Here is a 13,643-nt window from a genome sequence, read left to right on the forward strand (position 1 = left end):
GTCCGCCTGCCGGTCGGCGGACGGTTCGTCCCGTCGGGCGTCCAAGTCCTGCTCAACACGTCACGAAGGCGTGCCCTCGACCCTGGGCAGCGATCCGCACACTCACTGCCGTCGCTATAGGAGGAGAGCCCGTGGTTGTCAGACTCGTCATCGGACTGGCGATGACAGTGCTCGCACTGGCCGTGTCCGGCCGCCGCGCCTACTGGCTCTACCAGCTGATCAGCTCCGGTCAGCCGGCGCACGACCGCACCGACGGCCTCGGCGAGCGGATCAAGGCGCAGTTCGTCGAGGTGTTCGGGCAGCGCAAGCTGCTGCGGTGGTCGGTGCCCGGACTCGCCCACTTCTTCACCTTCTGGGCGTTCGTGATCTTGATCACGGTGTACCTCGAGGCCTACGGCGCGCTGTTCGACCACGACTTCCACATCCCGCTGATCGGCCGCTGGCCGGTGCTCGGGTTCCTCCAGGACTTCATCGCCACCGCCGCGCTGATCTCGCTCGCCGTGTTCGCCGTGATCCGCATCCGCAACGCGCCGGAGCGCCAGGCGCGCGCGTCGCGGTTCTACGGATCCCACACCGGGGGCGCGTGGCTGATCCTGTTCATGATCTTCAACGTGCTGTGGACGATGTTCTTCTTCCGCGGCGCGTCCTCGGCGCTGGGCGTGTTCCCCTACGAGTCGGGAGCCTTCGTCTCGATCGGCGTCGGCCGGCTCATGGCCGGGATCCCCGAGGGCACGCTCTTCGTGCTCGAGAGCATCGGCCTGCTGCTGCACATCGGCGTGATGCTGGTCTTCACCGTGATCATCGCCTACAGCAAGCACCTGCACATCTTCACCGCGCCGATCAACGTCTCCGCCAAGCGGATGCCGAAGGCGCTGGGCCCGCTGCAGCCGATCGAGCACGAGGGCAAGCCGATCGACTTCGAGGACCCGCCGGAGGAGGCGGCGTTCGGCCGCGGCAAGGTCGAGGACTTCACGTGGAAGGGCATGCTCGACTTCGCGACCTGCACCGAGTGCGGTCGCTGCCAGAGCCAGTGCCCGGCCTGGAACACCGGCAAGCCACTCTCCCCGAAGCTCGTGATCATGGACCTGCGGGATCACCTGCTGGCCAAGGCGCCCTACCTCATCGACGGCAAACAGGCACCCGAGGAGGGGTCGATCGACTTCTCCGCCGGGCTCACCGCTCACCCGGGCCACGGGGTGCCGGAGTCCGGGTACGAGCGGGTTCCCGGTTCCGGCCCGGAACAGGCCGCACGCCCTCTCGTCGGCACCGCCGAGCAGGGTGGCGTGATCGACCCCGACGTGCTGTGGGCGTGCACCACCTGCGGAGCGTGCGTCGAGCAGTGCCCGGTGGACATCGAGCACGTCGACCACATCGTCGACATGCGCCGCCACCAGGTGCTCATAGAGTCGGAGTTCCCCTCCGAGCTGGGCGTGCTGTTCCGCAACCTGGAGAACAAGGGCAACCCGTGGGGCCAGAACGCCAAGGAGCGTCTGGACTGGACCAAGGGCCTGGACTTCGAGGTCCCGGTCTTCGACGGCGAGCTCTCACCGGACACCGAGTACCTCTACTGGATCGGCTGCGCGGGCGCGTTCGACGACAACGCCAAGAAGACCGTGCGCGCCACCGCGGAGCTGCTGCACCGCGCCGGCGTGGACTACGTGGTGCTGGGCTCGGAGGAGGGCTGCACCGGCGACCCGGCTCGCCGCTCGGGCAACGAGTTCCTCTTCCAGATGCTCGCCCAGCAGAACGTCGAGATGCTCAACAGCGTCTTCTCCGGGCGCGAGCCGGGCACCCGCAAGATCGTGACGACCTGCCCGCACTGCCTCAACACCCTCGGGCGCGAGTACCCGCAGCTGGACGGGCACTACGAGGTCGTGCACCACACGCAGCTGCTCAACAAGCTGGTGCGCGAGGGCAAGCTCGTGCCGGTCGCCGCCCCGGACGCGATGACCGACGTGACCTACCACGACCCCTGCTACCTCGGCCGCCACAACGAGATCTACGAGGAGCCCCGGGAGCTCGTCGGCGCGGCCGGCGTCACGCTCAACGAGATGCCCCGGCACGCCGACCGGTCCTTCTGCTGCGGTGCGGGTGGTGCCCGCATGTGGATGGAGGAGAAGATCGGCAAGCGGGTCAACCTTGAGCGCGTGGACGAGGCCCTCGGCACCGGTGCCGAGAAGATCGCCACGGGCTGCCCGTTCTGCCGCGTGATGTTCTCCGACGGCCTCACGCAGCGCCAGAGCGAGGACAAGGGCACGGACGTGGAGATCCTCGACGTCTCCCAGATGCTGCTCGCCTCGGTGCGACGCGGAGACACCGTCGAACCAGGTCCTGTCGAGAAGGAGGTCGAGGAGATCCGATGAACGTTGTCGTGTCCGGTCGAGCGAGGACGGCGACGACCGTGCCGCGCTTGAGCAAGGTCCTCGTCGCCAACCGCGGGGAGATCGCCGTCCGCGTCATCCGGGCCTGCCGCGACGCCGGGATCGCGAGCGTCGCCGTGTACGCCGACCCGGACCGGGACGCGCCGTTCGTCCGGCTGGCCGACGAGGCGTTCGCGCTCGGCGGCAGCACGGCCGCCGAGTCCTACCTCGACATCGCGAAGGTCGTCGGCGCGGCGAAGCAGGCTGGGGCCGACGGCATCCACCCCGGCTACGGCTTCCTGTCGGAGAACGCCGACTTCGCCCAGGCGGTGCTCGACGCCGACCTCACCTGGATCGGCCCGACGCCCCAGGCGATCCGCGACCTCGGCGACAAGGTCACCGCCCGCCACATCGCCACCCGCGCCGGCGCGCCGCTCGTCCCCGGCACGCCGGACCCGGTCTCGGGCCCGGATGAGGTCGAGGCGTTCGCCGAGGAGCACGGGCTGCCCATCGCGATCAAGGCCGCGTTCGGCGGTGGCGGGCGCGGTATGAAGGTCGCGCGGGAGCGCAAGGAGATCCGCGAGCTCTACGAGTCGGCGGTGCGCGAGGCCACCGCCGCGTTCGGTCGCGGCGAGTGCTTCGTGGAGCGCTACCTCGACAAGCCGCGCCACGTCGAGGCGCAGGTGCTCGCCGACACCCACGGCAACGTCATCGTCGTGGGCACCCGCGACTGCTCCCTGCAGCGCCGGTTCCAGAAGCTCGTCGAGGAGGCGCCCGCGCCGTTCCTGTCCGACGAGCAGCGCGCCACGATCCACGAGTCGGCGAAGGCGATCTGCCGCGAAGCCGGCTACCACGGCGCCGGCACCGTGGAGTTCCTCGTCGGGCAGGACGGGCTGATCTCGTTCCTCGAGGTCAACACCCGGCTGCAGGTGGAGCACCCGGTCTCGGAGGAGACCTCGGGGCTCGACCTGGTGCGCGAGCAGTTCCGCATCGCCGAGGGCGAGGTGCTCAACCTGCTGGAGGACCCGGAGCCGCGCGGGCACTCGATCGAGTTCCGGATCAACGGCGAGGACGCCGGGCGCGGCTTCCTGCCCGCGCCGGGCACCGTCAGCGCGATCTCGTTCCCGGCCGGCCCGGGCGTGCGGGTCGACGCCGGGGTCGAGGCCGGCTCGGTGGTCGGCGGGCAGTTCGACTCGCTGCTCGCGAAGCTGATCGTCACCGGTTCCGACCGGGCGCAGGCGCTGGAGCGTTCCCGGCGTGCGCTGGCCGAGTTCCAGGTCGAGGGCATGGCCACGGTGCTGGAGTTCCACCGGCTCGTCGTCGAGGACCCGGCGTTCGCGGCCACGGACGCCGACGGTTTCACCGTCCACACCCGCTGGATCGAGACGGAGTGGGACAACACGGTCGAGCCCTTCACCGGCGGCGAGGGCGCCGACGCCGAGGAGGCGCCGCGGCAGAGCGTGGTCGTCGAGGTCGGCGGCCGCCGGCTGGAGGTCTCGCTGCCCGGCGACCTCGCCCTGGGTGGTGGCGGCCCGGCCGCCGGGGCGAAGGCCCCGCCCCGCAAGCGCGGTGGCGGCAAGGGCGGCTCGGCGGCGTCGGGTGACGCGGTGACCGCTCCGATGCAGGGCACCATCATCAAGGTCGCCGTGTCCGACGGCGACACGGTCTCGGCGGGCGACCTCGTCGTCGTGCTCGAGGCGATGAAGATGGAGAACCCGGTCACCGCCCACAAGGCAGGCACCGTCACCGGCCTGTCCGCGGAGCAGGGCAGCTCGGTGTCGCAGGGCACCGTCCTCTGCGAGATCAAGGACTGACCGTGGCGGTGGGTCGGTGGCGTACCGGGAGCGAGGGGTCGCAGGCATGAACCAGGCGATGGACACCGCCGAGATGGCGGGTGCTGCACCCGACGAGCACGCGCCCGCGCTGGAGGAGGACCTCGCCCTCGCGGCCGGGTTTTCCGCAGCCTCCCGTGAGCGGTGGGCGGAGCTGGTCGACAAGGTGCTGCGGAAGGCAGGTCGCCCGCCCGCCGAGCCGGGCGGGGGCGTCGAGGCGCTCACCCGCGTCACTCCGGACGGCCTCCGGGTGCGGCCGCTCTACACGGCCGAGGACGCTCCCGCCCCGGATGCGGCGGGTGTGCCGGGTGCGCTCCCCTTCGTGCGCGGTGGCCGGGTGAACGGCCCGGCTCCGGACGGCTGGGAGGTGCGGCAGCGTCACGCCGAACCGGACCCGGCCGTCGCGCGTGCCGCTGTGCTGGCCGATCTGGAGAACGGCGTCGGTTCGATCTGGCTGGCCATGGGCGCGGGAGGCACCGCGGTGGCCGACCTGCCGGCCGCGCTCGAGGGCGTACAGCTCGACCTGGCCACCGTGGTGCTGGACGCCTCTGCGGACACGGCGCAGGCCGAGCCGGCCGCGGCGGAGGCGCTGCTCGCCCTCGGCGCGCGGAACGTCGCGCCCGCCGAGCTGAGGGCCACGCTGGGTCTGGACCCCGTCGGGCGGCGCGCCCGCACCGGTGCCGGCCCGGAACCGGATGTCGTCGTCCCGCTGGCGCGGCGCGTGGCGGAGGAGTTCCCGCAGGTCCGGTCGGTGGTCGTGGACGCGCTGGCGGTGCATGGCGCGGGTGGGGCCGACGCGCAGGAGCTGGGGTTCTCGTTGGCGGCCGGGGTGGCGTACCTGCGCGCGCTCACGGCGGGAGGCCTCGATCTGGCTGCGGCCGCCGGGCAGCTGGAGTTCCGCTATGCCGCGACCGTGGAGCAGTTCCCGACGATCGCGAAGCTGCGGGCGGCGCGATTGCTGTGGTCGCGGGTCACGGAGGCGTGTGGTGTGGCGCTGCCGCAGTACCAGCACGCCGTGGGCTCGCCGGTGATGCTCACCCGCCGCGATGCGCACGGCAACCTGTTGCGTGGCACGGTCGCCGGGTTCGCGGCCGGGGTCGGTGGCGCCGACGCGGTCACGGTGGCCCCGTTCGACGCCGCGCTCGGAGCGTCGGAGCCCTTCTCCCGGCGGGTCGCGCGCAACACCCAGTCGCTGCTGGTGCAGGAGTCGCACCTGGCGCGGGTGATCGACCCGGCCGGGGGCTCGTGGTTCGTCGAGTCGCTCACCCGGGAGCTGGCCGCGGCCGCGTGGGCCTTCTTCCAGGAGATCGAGGCCGTGGGCGGCGCTGTCGCGGCGCTCGACGCCGGCGTGGTGGCCGAGCGAGTGGCGGCGGTCCGGGAGCGCCGTGAGGTCGCGGCCGCGCGGCGCACGGCGCCGATCACCGGGGTGAGCGAGTTCGCCGACCTGGCCGAGCTGCCGCTTTCGCGGCGGGCCGTGCCGCAGCCGCCGGGCGGGGGGTTGCCACTGTTCCGGCCGGCGGAGCGCTACGAGGCGTTCCGGGACCGCTCCGACGCGGTGCTCGCCGAGACCGGCGCGCGGCCCCGGGCCTTCCTGGCCACTCTCGGCCCGCTCGCGGCGTATACCGCCCGGGCGGGCTTCGCCCGCAACCTGCTGCAGGCCGGCGGGATCGAGGCCCCGGAGGCCGGGCCCACGGAGTCGGCGGCGCAGGTGGTCGCGGCGTTCCGGGAGGCGGGCACCCCGGTGGCCGTGCTCTGCTCGACCGACGCGCTCTGCGCCGAGCGGGCCGCGGAGACCGTGGCGGCGCTGCGGGAGGCGGGCGCGCGGCAGGTCCTGCTCGCAGGCTCGGCAGGCGTAGCAGGTATGGACGGGCATCTCGCCGCCGGGTGCGACGCGCTCGCCGTGATTGAGTCGGTGTACGAGGTGATCGCATGATTCCGGACTTCACGCAGGTCCCCCTGGACGGCGGCGCGTCGCCGGCGGGGCAGTGGTCCGGCGACGTCCCGGTGTGGGAGTCCCCGGAGGGGATCGGGGTGAAGCCGCTCTACACCGCGGCCGACGTCGAGGGCCTGGACTTCCTGGAGACCTATCCGGGGATCGCGCCGTATCTGCGCGGCCCGTACCCGACGATGTACACGACGCAGCCCTGGACGGTGCGCCAGTACGCGGGTTTCTCCACGGCGGCGGAGTCGAACGCCTTCTACCGGCGCAACCTGGCGGCGGGGCAGAAGGGTCTGTCGATCGCGTTCGACCTGGCCACGCACCGCGGCTACGACTCCGACCATCCGCGGGTCGGGGGCGATGTCGGGATGGCGGGCGTGGCGATCGACTCGATCTACGACATGCGGCAGTTGTTCGACGGGATCCCGCTGGGTGAGATGTCGGTGTCGATGACGATGAACGGCGCGGTGTTGCCCGTGCTGGCGCTCTACGTCGTGGCGGCCGAGGAGCAGGGGGTGGCGCACGGGAAGCTGGCCGGGACCATCCAGAACGACATCCTCAAGGAGTTCATGGTCCGCAACACCTACATCTATCCGCCGCGGCCGTCGATGCAGATCATCTCCGACATCTTCTCGTTCACCTCGCGGGAGATGCCGAGGTTCAACTCGATCTCCATCTCCGGCTACCACATCCAGGAGGCCGGGGCCACGGCCGACCTGGAGCTGGCCTACACCCTCGCGGACGGTGTGGAGTACCTGCGGGCGGGCATCGACGCGGGTCTGGACGTGGACCGGTTCGCGCCCCGGTTGTCGTTCTTCTTCGGCATCGGCATGAACTTCTTCATGGAGGTCGCGAAGCTGCGGGCGGCGCGGCTGCTGTGGGCGAAGCTGGTGACGCAGTTCTCCCCGGAGAACGAGAAGTCGCTGTCGTTGCGCACGCACTGCCAGACCTCGGGGTGGTCGCTGACGGCGCAGGACGTCTACAACAACGTGGTGCGCACCTGCGTGGAGGCGATGGCCGCCACCCAGGGTCACACCCAGTCGCTGCACACCAACGCCCTGGACGAGGCGCTGGCGCTGCCCACGGACTTCTCGGCGCGCATCGCGCGCAACACGCAGCTGCTGTTGCAGCAGGAGTCGGGCACCACGCGGGTGATCGACCCGTGGGGCGGGTCCCACTACGTGGAGCGGCTGACCTACGACCTGGCGCGCCGGGCGTGGGCGCACATCGAGGAGGTCGAGCGCGCAGGCGGGATGGCGCAGGCGATCGACGCGGGTATCCCGAAGCTGCGCGTCGAGGAGGCCGCCGCGCGCACGCAGGCGCGCATCGACGCCGGGCGCCAGCCGGTCATCGGGGTCAACAAGTACGTGGTCGACGGAGACGAGGACATCGACGTCCTCAAGGTCGACAACGCCGGCGTGCGCCGCGAGCAGCGGGAGAAGCTGCGGCGACTGCGCGAGGAGCGCGACGACCGCGAGGTCGACACCGCGCTCTCGGCCCTGACGTCCGCCGCGGCGCTGATCGCCGAGGGCTCACCGCGCTCGCAGGCGCAGAACCTGCTCGCGCTGTCGGTCTCGGCGGCGCGGGCGAAGGCCACCGTGGGCGAGATCTCCGACGCGCTGGAGAAGGTGTTCTCGCGCCACGCCGGTCAGATCCGCATCATCTCCGGTGTGTACGCGCACGAGGCCGGGTCCACCCCGGCGATCGACCGGGCCCGCGAGCTCGTGGACGCCTTCGCCGCGCAGGAGGGCCGCCAGCCGCGGATCCTGGTGGCGAAGATGGGCCAGGACGGGCACGACCGGGGCCAGAAGGTGATCGCCACCGCGTTCGCCGACCTCGGTTTCGACGTCGATGTCGGCCCGCTGTTCTCCACGCCCGCGGAGGTGGCGCGGCAGGCGGTCGAGGCCGACGTGCACGTCGTCGGGGTCAGCTCGCTCGCGGCCGGGCACCTGACGTTGGTGCCGGAGCTGCGTTCCGAGCTCGCGGCGCTGGACCGTGAGGACATCGTGGTCGTGGTCGGCGGGGTCATCCCGCCCGCCGACCACCCGGCGCTGAAGGAGGCCGGGGCGGCCGCGGTGTTCGGCCCCGGCACCGTGATCGCGGAGGCAGCGGTCGACCTGCTCGACACGCTCGGTGCCCAGCTGGACCACGACCGTCCACGGACCGATTGACCGTCCTGCATGCGTGGTTGCGCTGCCTCGCGGGCCGAGCGCGGCTCAGCGGTCGGGAACCGTCTGCGCTCCCACGGCGCGCAACGCGAAGTCAATGACCTCGGCGGCCGTCTCCTCCGCCGTGCGGCTCGTCGAGCGCGCCACCTGCTCGTCGAACGCCTTGCCCAGGGCCGCCCGGATCGAGCGTGCGTCGGAGGCAGGTCTGGCCCACGGGAAGGAGCCGTCGATCAGGCCACGCTCGAGGATCGCCGCGATTGCTGCCTCCTGGGCCGCCTCGAAGCGCTGCCGCTCCGCGACGTACCCGCGGGCTCGCGTGACTTCCTCGGACGAGAGGACGAGCATGCGGCGTCGCCGTCGAGGATCCGCCGCGATCCGCAAGAACGTGGCCATACAGCTCGCCAGCGCGTCGCGGGGACTCTGCGACCGGGCGGCGGCGTCGAGCTGACCCGTGACCCGCTCGGCGTCGCGCCGGAAGAGTGCGAGCAGCAGCTCGTCCTTCGACTCGAAGTGGCGATAGAAGGCGCGAGTAGACAGTCCTGCGTTGCGTAGGACGTCGGTGACCGACACGCTGGTGCCCTTGCTGGCGATGAGGGTGCGGTATGCCGCGTCCATGACGGCTGCGCGCTCGGCCGCCTGAGCCGTCACCGGTGATCTCCTTCCACTGGAGTGTTGAAGCAGCCTAGCGGAGCGGTGCAGCATGTTTGACCGTGTGGCCCTGGATCGAACCCGCAGGGATACAGGCCATTTGCTACCGATCGGTGAATACGTCGCGGTGTGGGCCATCCGTGCCCGCGGCTGATTCCACTCGAGCGATCGGGACGCTCGTGGCCGGGGCGTCCCGTCAGCGGCGACCCGCCGACGGCCGGCCCGGGAGCGTGTCGAGGAAGGCCAGCACCTCGCGGGTGAAGACATCGTTGTCGTCGCCGGCCACCATGTGCCCCGTTCCGTGAACATCGACGAATCGCGAGCCGGGGATCAGCTCCAGCAGCTCGGCGGCGCCCTCGGGGCTGACCACGTCCGACTGCTTGCCCCGGACGAGCAGGGTCGGGACGGTAACTGCGCGAGCGGCGTCCTTCAGGCGGTCGTAGCCGAGGAGCCGGTTCTCCTGGTCGCCCGCGCGCTGCACGAGGAACGCCGGATCCCAGTGCCAGTGCCAGCGGCCGTCCTCCCCGAGCCGCACGTTGCGCTTCAAGCCCTCGAGGCTGGCCGGCCGCTCCCGGTGCGGGTTGTAGGCCGCGACGACGTCCGCCACGTCCTCCAGGCTGGCGAAGCCGTTCGGGTTGGCCCGCATGAACTGCCCGATCCGCGCGGAGCCCTCGGGCTCGATCCGCGGCGCGATGTCGACGAGCACCAGTGCGGCAGGCCGTACGCGCCCCTCTCCCACGGCGACAAGTGAGGTCAGGCCGCCCATGGAGGCTCCGATGAGTACGGGAGCCGTTGCCGTCGTGGCGGTGATCGCGACGAGGTCCGCGACGAGGGCGTCCATCGAGTAGTCGCCGTCCGGCGCCCAGCTGCTGTCGCCGTGTCCACGCGCGTCGAGCGTGATCGACGTCCACTCGTGCCGCGCCAAGGTCGCGGCCGCGGACTTCCACGAATGCCGTGTCTGGCCGCCACCGTGCAGGAGAAGTGCCACGCCGCGGGCATCGTCGGCCGGGAACTCGTCCCCGGCCAGCTCGACGCCGGCGTGGGTGAATCGTCGCTGCAAGGGGCCGGGCACTGGCGTCCTCCTCTACCGTGAGCCGCGGTGACGGCTTACCGTGCACCATGCCGTAATGCGATCTGTACGAGTATTACTGCCGTCACGGCCGCCTCCGACTCAGCGGCGAGACCCAGCACACGCCTCGGCATGCATCTCGAGGGGGCCGAACCCCTGATGACGCGGAGAGCTTGCGGCTCGCCGCAGCTGAGTCGAGTCAGCCGCTGGTGACGGCGTCGACGACCGTCCGGCCCCGGTGGGTCTGCGCGACACGCTGCTCGACGAGGAACATCTGCCCGCGCCAGAAGTCGGCGGCCTTGTCGCCCTCGCCGGCGGCGACCAGGCGCATCGCCTTGGCCACCGCTTTCGCCGTGGCCTCGGTGTTCTCGGCCGTGTCGTGGCGCGACCATTCGACGATCTCCTGGCGGACGACTTCGGTGAGGGTGCCGTAGAGCAGCCGAAGGGTCTTGTTTCCGGCGAGGTCGAACAGCGTCAGGAAGAACTCGGTCCAGCCCTCGGCCCGGTCGCGGGGATCGGTGAGCTTCCCCAGCTTGTCGTACATCGCGAGTAGTCGTTCGGTGGCGCCGACGCGGTCGTCGCGTTGGGCGAGGAGGCGCAGGGCAATGGGCTCGATGAGGGCGCGGGCGTGGAAGACATCGCTGAGGAGGACCCCGTCAACCTGCATGAGGAGACCGAGGTAGCGGGAGGCGACGGTGATGTCCGGGTGCCTGGCTCGGGCGCCGCCGTGTGAGCCGCGTCGAACCGTGATGAGTTGTTCGGATTCGAGAATGCGGAAGGCTTCGCGGAGGGAGGGGCGGGAGACTCCGAACTGGGCCATGAGCTCGGCTTCGCTGGGGAGCGCATCGTCTTCCGCGATTTCACCGCGCACGATCCGGGTGCGGATCGCCTGTGCCACGACCTCCGCGGTCTTGGGCACGCGTACGCGCTCCATCGCACCCGTTCTCATGTTCTCGGCCGTGGACACCGTGTCTCCCTCTGGATCTCTCGACCGGGACCGATACATCGGTCCGGGTCTCTACTGGTCCTGATTCCGTCGGTGCCTGCGCTCCGACAGTCTCCAGCAGACCACGCCATCAGGCTCGGCGGCTGTCGCCGTGCCAGGGGGTCCGCTCCCGTCGCCGCGGGCGCCTCCGTCGCCTCATCGGTGGCACAGGACCCGAGCACGGCGAGCGCTGCCGTGTCGTGGTCACATGGGTCCTGTCGCGTGAGTGGCCGTGGACCCTACCGCTCGCGTAGGGCCCGGCATCACTGCCGGCCCATGTCCACGTCGTCGTCCGGTGGCGGCACGGTCAGGTCACTCTGCACCAATCATCTATATTTTTGTACGATACAGAGTGCTTGTGAATCAGGTCACCTGTCAAGGGGTGGCGCCCTGGTCGGAGCGGCGGACTCACGGAAGGACGGCAGGACCTGACGCGACGCGCGCTGGTGACCGGCGCGAGCAGAGGGATCGGCAAGGCGTGGTCACAACGGTCGGAGGCCGCGCCGGTCTGGTGCCGGGATCCGCGTTTGGGGCCTCGGGGGTGTTCAGGGCTGGCCGGGGCGCAATGCCACGAAGAGACCCTCCGCCTCGGCGCACAGGACCTCGCCGTGGTGCATCGTCGCGCGCAGGAGGCGCTTGCGGCCCTCCTCCTTCTCGAACCACCCCTCGAACCGCAGTTCGGTCTCGATCGGGGTGATGCTGCGGAAGTCGACGTGCAGGTACGCCGTGCGGGACGGTGAGCGGCCGCCGGTGTTGGCGAGCCTGCCGAGGATCTCGTCGAACACGAGCGGGACGGCACCACCGTGTACTGCACCGTTGCCGCCGAGGTAGAAACGTCCGTAGGTGACAGTGCCATTGGCGTGCTGGTCGTCGGACTCGTCGACATGGATCACCGGTGTCATCGTCTGGCCGCGGCCGGGGAGGCCGACGAGGTGCCCGGTGATCTGCCGGAGCTCGCCCACGGCATGCGGTTCGAGCATCTCGGACAGCTCGTTGAGCCGGTGCATGGCCTCGCTGATCAGCTCCTCCGGCGGGGCCGCGGCCGTCATGCGGTCCTGGAGCGTTCGCAGCGCCTCGATCATCTGCGGGAACCCGGCCGGTCCCGCGCCGATCTCGGCGCGCGCCCGCCACGTCTCGAGGAGCCCCGCGGGCGTCCCGCGATGGTCGGCTCTCGTCACCTACTGCCTCCGTCTGCTGGCCGATCGTCGTGCGTACGCAGACAGGGCGCCCGGGCGTCTACCCGGGCGCCCGTCGTACTGGTCGCAGGATCTCAGAGCGACCCGGTGTGTGCCCGGGCGAGATCGAGTCCCTTCCAGCGGTCGGGTGCGATCACTTCCCACTGCTCGCAGGAGCAGGCGCACACGTAGGTTCCGTCGTCGAGTGGGATGACCGATTGGGCGACGCACTCGCCCTTCTTCTCCGCCACCTCGTGCAGGAACTCGGTGGGGGAGTCGTACATGATGTTGTCGTCACTCATGGTGGATCAGACCAGTGCCGCGTTGGTGGCGTCGGTGGTGCGGGGCAGCTCCGGCACGTCCGGGAACAGCTCGCGGAACGCGCCGACGGTGATGCGCTCCTTGACCTTGGGGTCCACCCCGTCGAAGAGGTGGTGCAGGGTTTCCTGGGTGTGTCCGTAGGTGCCTTCCATGTGGGGGTAGTCGCTGCCCCACATGACGTTGTTGAAGCCCATGGCGGTGCAGGCGGCGATGGCGGACTCGTCGTGCTGGAACGAGGCGTAGACCTGCGAGTAGATGATCTCCTTCGGCTCCCGCTTGAGTTTGGGGCGCACGGCCATGGCGTGCTGGCGGTAGCCCTCCATCATGCGGTCGGCGACGAAGGGCACCCAGGTGGCGCCGCCTTCGGAGACCAGGACCTTGAGGTTCTCGTGGCGGTCCAGTGCGCCGCAGGCGACCATCTTCATCACGGCGCGCTGGCCGCCGAAGGTGGTCTCGGTGTAGTTGAGCACCGCGCCGCCGGGGCCGCGGTAGACGACGCCGGCCGAGCCACCCTTGGACAGGTCGATGGGGTCGGTGCCGATGTGGAAGGCAAGCACGATGTTCGCGGCCTCGGCCGCGGCCCAGAACGGCTCCCAGTCGTCCTGGTTGTAGTCCTTCTGCAGCGGGTGCGGCGTGACGGGCATGAACACCGCCTTGTAGCCCATCTCGGCGCAGCGCTCGAGCTCGGCGACGGCGTCGCCGATGTCGAGGGTGGAGACCTGTGCGGTGCTGACCAGGCGCGGGTTGTACTTGTCGATGGTCTCGTAGGCCCAGTCGTTGGAGACCTTCAGTGCCTCGCGCAGTACCTCGGGGGTGCGGAAGGAGGAGCTCCACATGCCCAGCGAGGGGAAGACGAGTTCGGACCAGATGCCTTCCTGGTCCAGGTCGGGGATACGCTTGACGATGTCGGCTGCGCCGGGGGCGCGGCTGGAGGCCTCGGTGAACTCCTTGGCCTTGCCGGTGGGCAGCTTGCGGCGGAAGGACATGCCGTCGATGTGGACGGTCTCCCATTGCCCGTCGGCGTCCTTCTCCGAACGTGGGACGAGTTCGGCCAGCCGTGGGGGCAGGCTGTCGCGCCACAGGCTCTCGGGCTCCAGGAAGTGCGAGTCCCCGGAGTTGGCCCAGATCTTCTCCATGTCGAACCTT

At 70.7% G+C, this 13,643-nt stretch carries 10 protein-coding genes; 4 read left to right on the plus strand and 6 right to left on the minus strand.

What is annotated here, in order from left to right; translation table 11 throughout:
- Window positions 1-131: 131 nt before the first annotated feature.
- From FB558_RS18405 to scpA, 4 genes are read left to right on the plus strand one after another with little or no spacing between them, the layout of a single operon-like run.
- Window positions 132-2,363 carry a 4Fe-4S dicluster domain-containing protein gene (locus FB558_RS18405; RefSeq protein WP_142055118.1) on the plus strand — a complete coding sequence of 744 codons (2,232 nt, stop codon included), beginning with the start codon at window positions 132-134 and terminating at the stop codon, window positions 2,361-2,363.
- A complete protein-coding gene (locus FB558_RS18410; protein ID WP_142055120.1) occupies window positions 2,360-4,174 on the plus strand; it encodes an acetyl/propionyl/methylcrotonyl-CoA carboxylase subunit alpha in 1,815 nt (604 codons plus the stop codon). The genes FB558_RS18405 and FB558_RS18410 overlap by 4 nt, the downstream gene beginning before the upstream one ends.
- Before the next feature lie 46 nt (window positions 4,175-4,220).
- On the plus strand, window positions 4,221-6,125 hold the full coding sequence (locus FB558_RS18415; RefSeq protein ID WP_246106599.1) for a methylmalonyl-CoA mutase family protein: 1,905 nt from the start codon (window positions 4,221-4,223) through the stop codon (window positions 6,123-6,125).
- Window positions 6,122-8,302, plus strand: a complete 2,181-nt coding sequence (scpA, locus tag FB558_RS18420; protein ID WP_142055122.1) for a methylmalonyl-CoA mutase — start codon at window positions 6,122-6,124, stop codon at window positions 8,300-8,302. The genes FB558_RS18415 and scpA overlap by 4 nt, the downstream gene beginning before the upstream one ends.
- 45 nt (window positions 8,303-8,347) lie before the next feature.
- Here scpA and FB558_RS18425 read toward each other — a convergent pair whose 3' ends face one another.
- From FB558_RS18425 to FB558_RS18450, 6 genes are all read right to left on the minus strand, one after another.
- Window positions 8,348-8,947 carry a TetR/AcrR family transcriptional regulator gene (locus tag FB558_RS18425; RefSeq protein WP_246106600.1) on the minus strand — a complete coding sequence of 200 codons (600 nt, stop codon included), beginning with the start codon at window positions 8,945-8,947 and terminating at the stop codon, window positions 8,348-8,350.
- 196 nt (window positions 8,948-9,143) lie between these two features.
- Window positions 9,144-10,019, minus strand: coding sequence for an alpha/beta fold hydrolase (locus FB558_RS18430; RefSeq protein WP_142055126.1), 876 nt, complete (start codon window positions 10,017-10,019; stop codon window positions 9,144-9,146).
- Window positions 10,020-10,215: 196 nt separating this feature from the next.
- On the minus strand, window positions 10,216-10,983 hold the full coding sequence (locus tag FB558_RS18435) for a FadR/GntR family transcriptional regulator (protein ID WP_170231387.1): 768 nt from the start codon (window positions 10,981-10,983) through the stop codon (window positions 10,216-10,218).
- Window positions 10,984-11,546: 563 nt separating this feature from the next.
- Window positions 11,547-12,179 carry a PaaI family thioesterase gene (locus FB558_RS18440; RefSeq protein WP_211366665.1) on the minus strand — a complete coding sequence of 211 codons (633 nt, stop codon included), beginning with the start codon at window positions 12,177-12,179 and terminating at the stop codon, window positions 11,547-11,549.
- A 92-nt stretch (window positions 12,180-12,271) separates the two neighbouring features.
- A complete protein-coding gene (locus FB558_RS18445; protein ID WP_142055130.1) occupies window positions 12,272-12,478 on the minus strand; it encodes a hypothetical protein in 207 nt (68 codons plus the stop codon).
- Between the two features lie 6 nt (window positions 12,479-12,484).
- Window positions 12,485-13,633: an amidohydrolase family protein gene (locus tag FB558_RS18450; RefSeq protein ID WP_142055132.1), complete on the minus strand. Its 1,149-nt coding sequence runs from the start codon at window positions 13,631-13,633 to the stop codon at window positions 12,485-12,487.
- Window positions 13,634-13,643 lie beyond the last annotated feature (10 nt).

The sequence above is a fragment of the Pseudonocardia kunmingensis genome (assembly GCF_006716445.1).
GTDB classification, from domain to species: Bacteria; Actinomycetota; Actinomycetes; order Mycobacteriales; family Pseudonocardiaceae; genus Pseudonocardia; species Pseudonocardia kunmingensis.

What these genes read in the sequence shown, in the direction of transcription:
- FB558_RS18450 (WP_142055132.1), bottom strand. Translation starts at nt 13,633, where the DNA reads ATGGAGAAGATCTGGGCCAACTCCGGGGACTCGCACTTCCTGGAGCCC.
- scpA (WP_142055122.1), top strand. Translation starts at nt 6,122, where the DNA reads ATGATTCCGGACTTCACGCAGGTCCCCCTGGACGGCGGCGCGTCGCCG.
- FB558_RS18445 (WP_142055130.1), bottom strand. Translation starts at nt 12,478, where the DNA reads ATGAGTGACGACAACATCATGTACGACTCCCCCACCGAGTTCCTGCAC.
- FB558_RS18410 (WP_142055120.1), top strand. Translation starts at nt 2,360, where the DNA reads ATGAACGTTGTCGTGTCCGGTCGAGCGAGGACGGCGACGACCGTGCCG.
- FB558_RS18415 (WP_246106599.1), top strand. Translation starts at nt 4,221, where the DNA reads ATGAACCAGGCGATGGACACCGCCGAGATGGCGGGTGCTGCACCCGAC.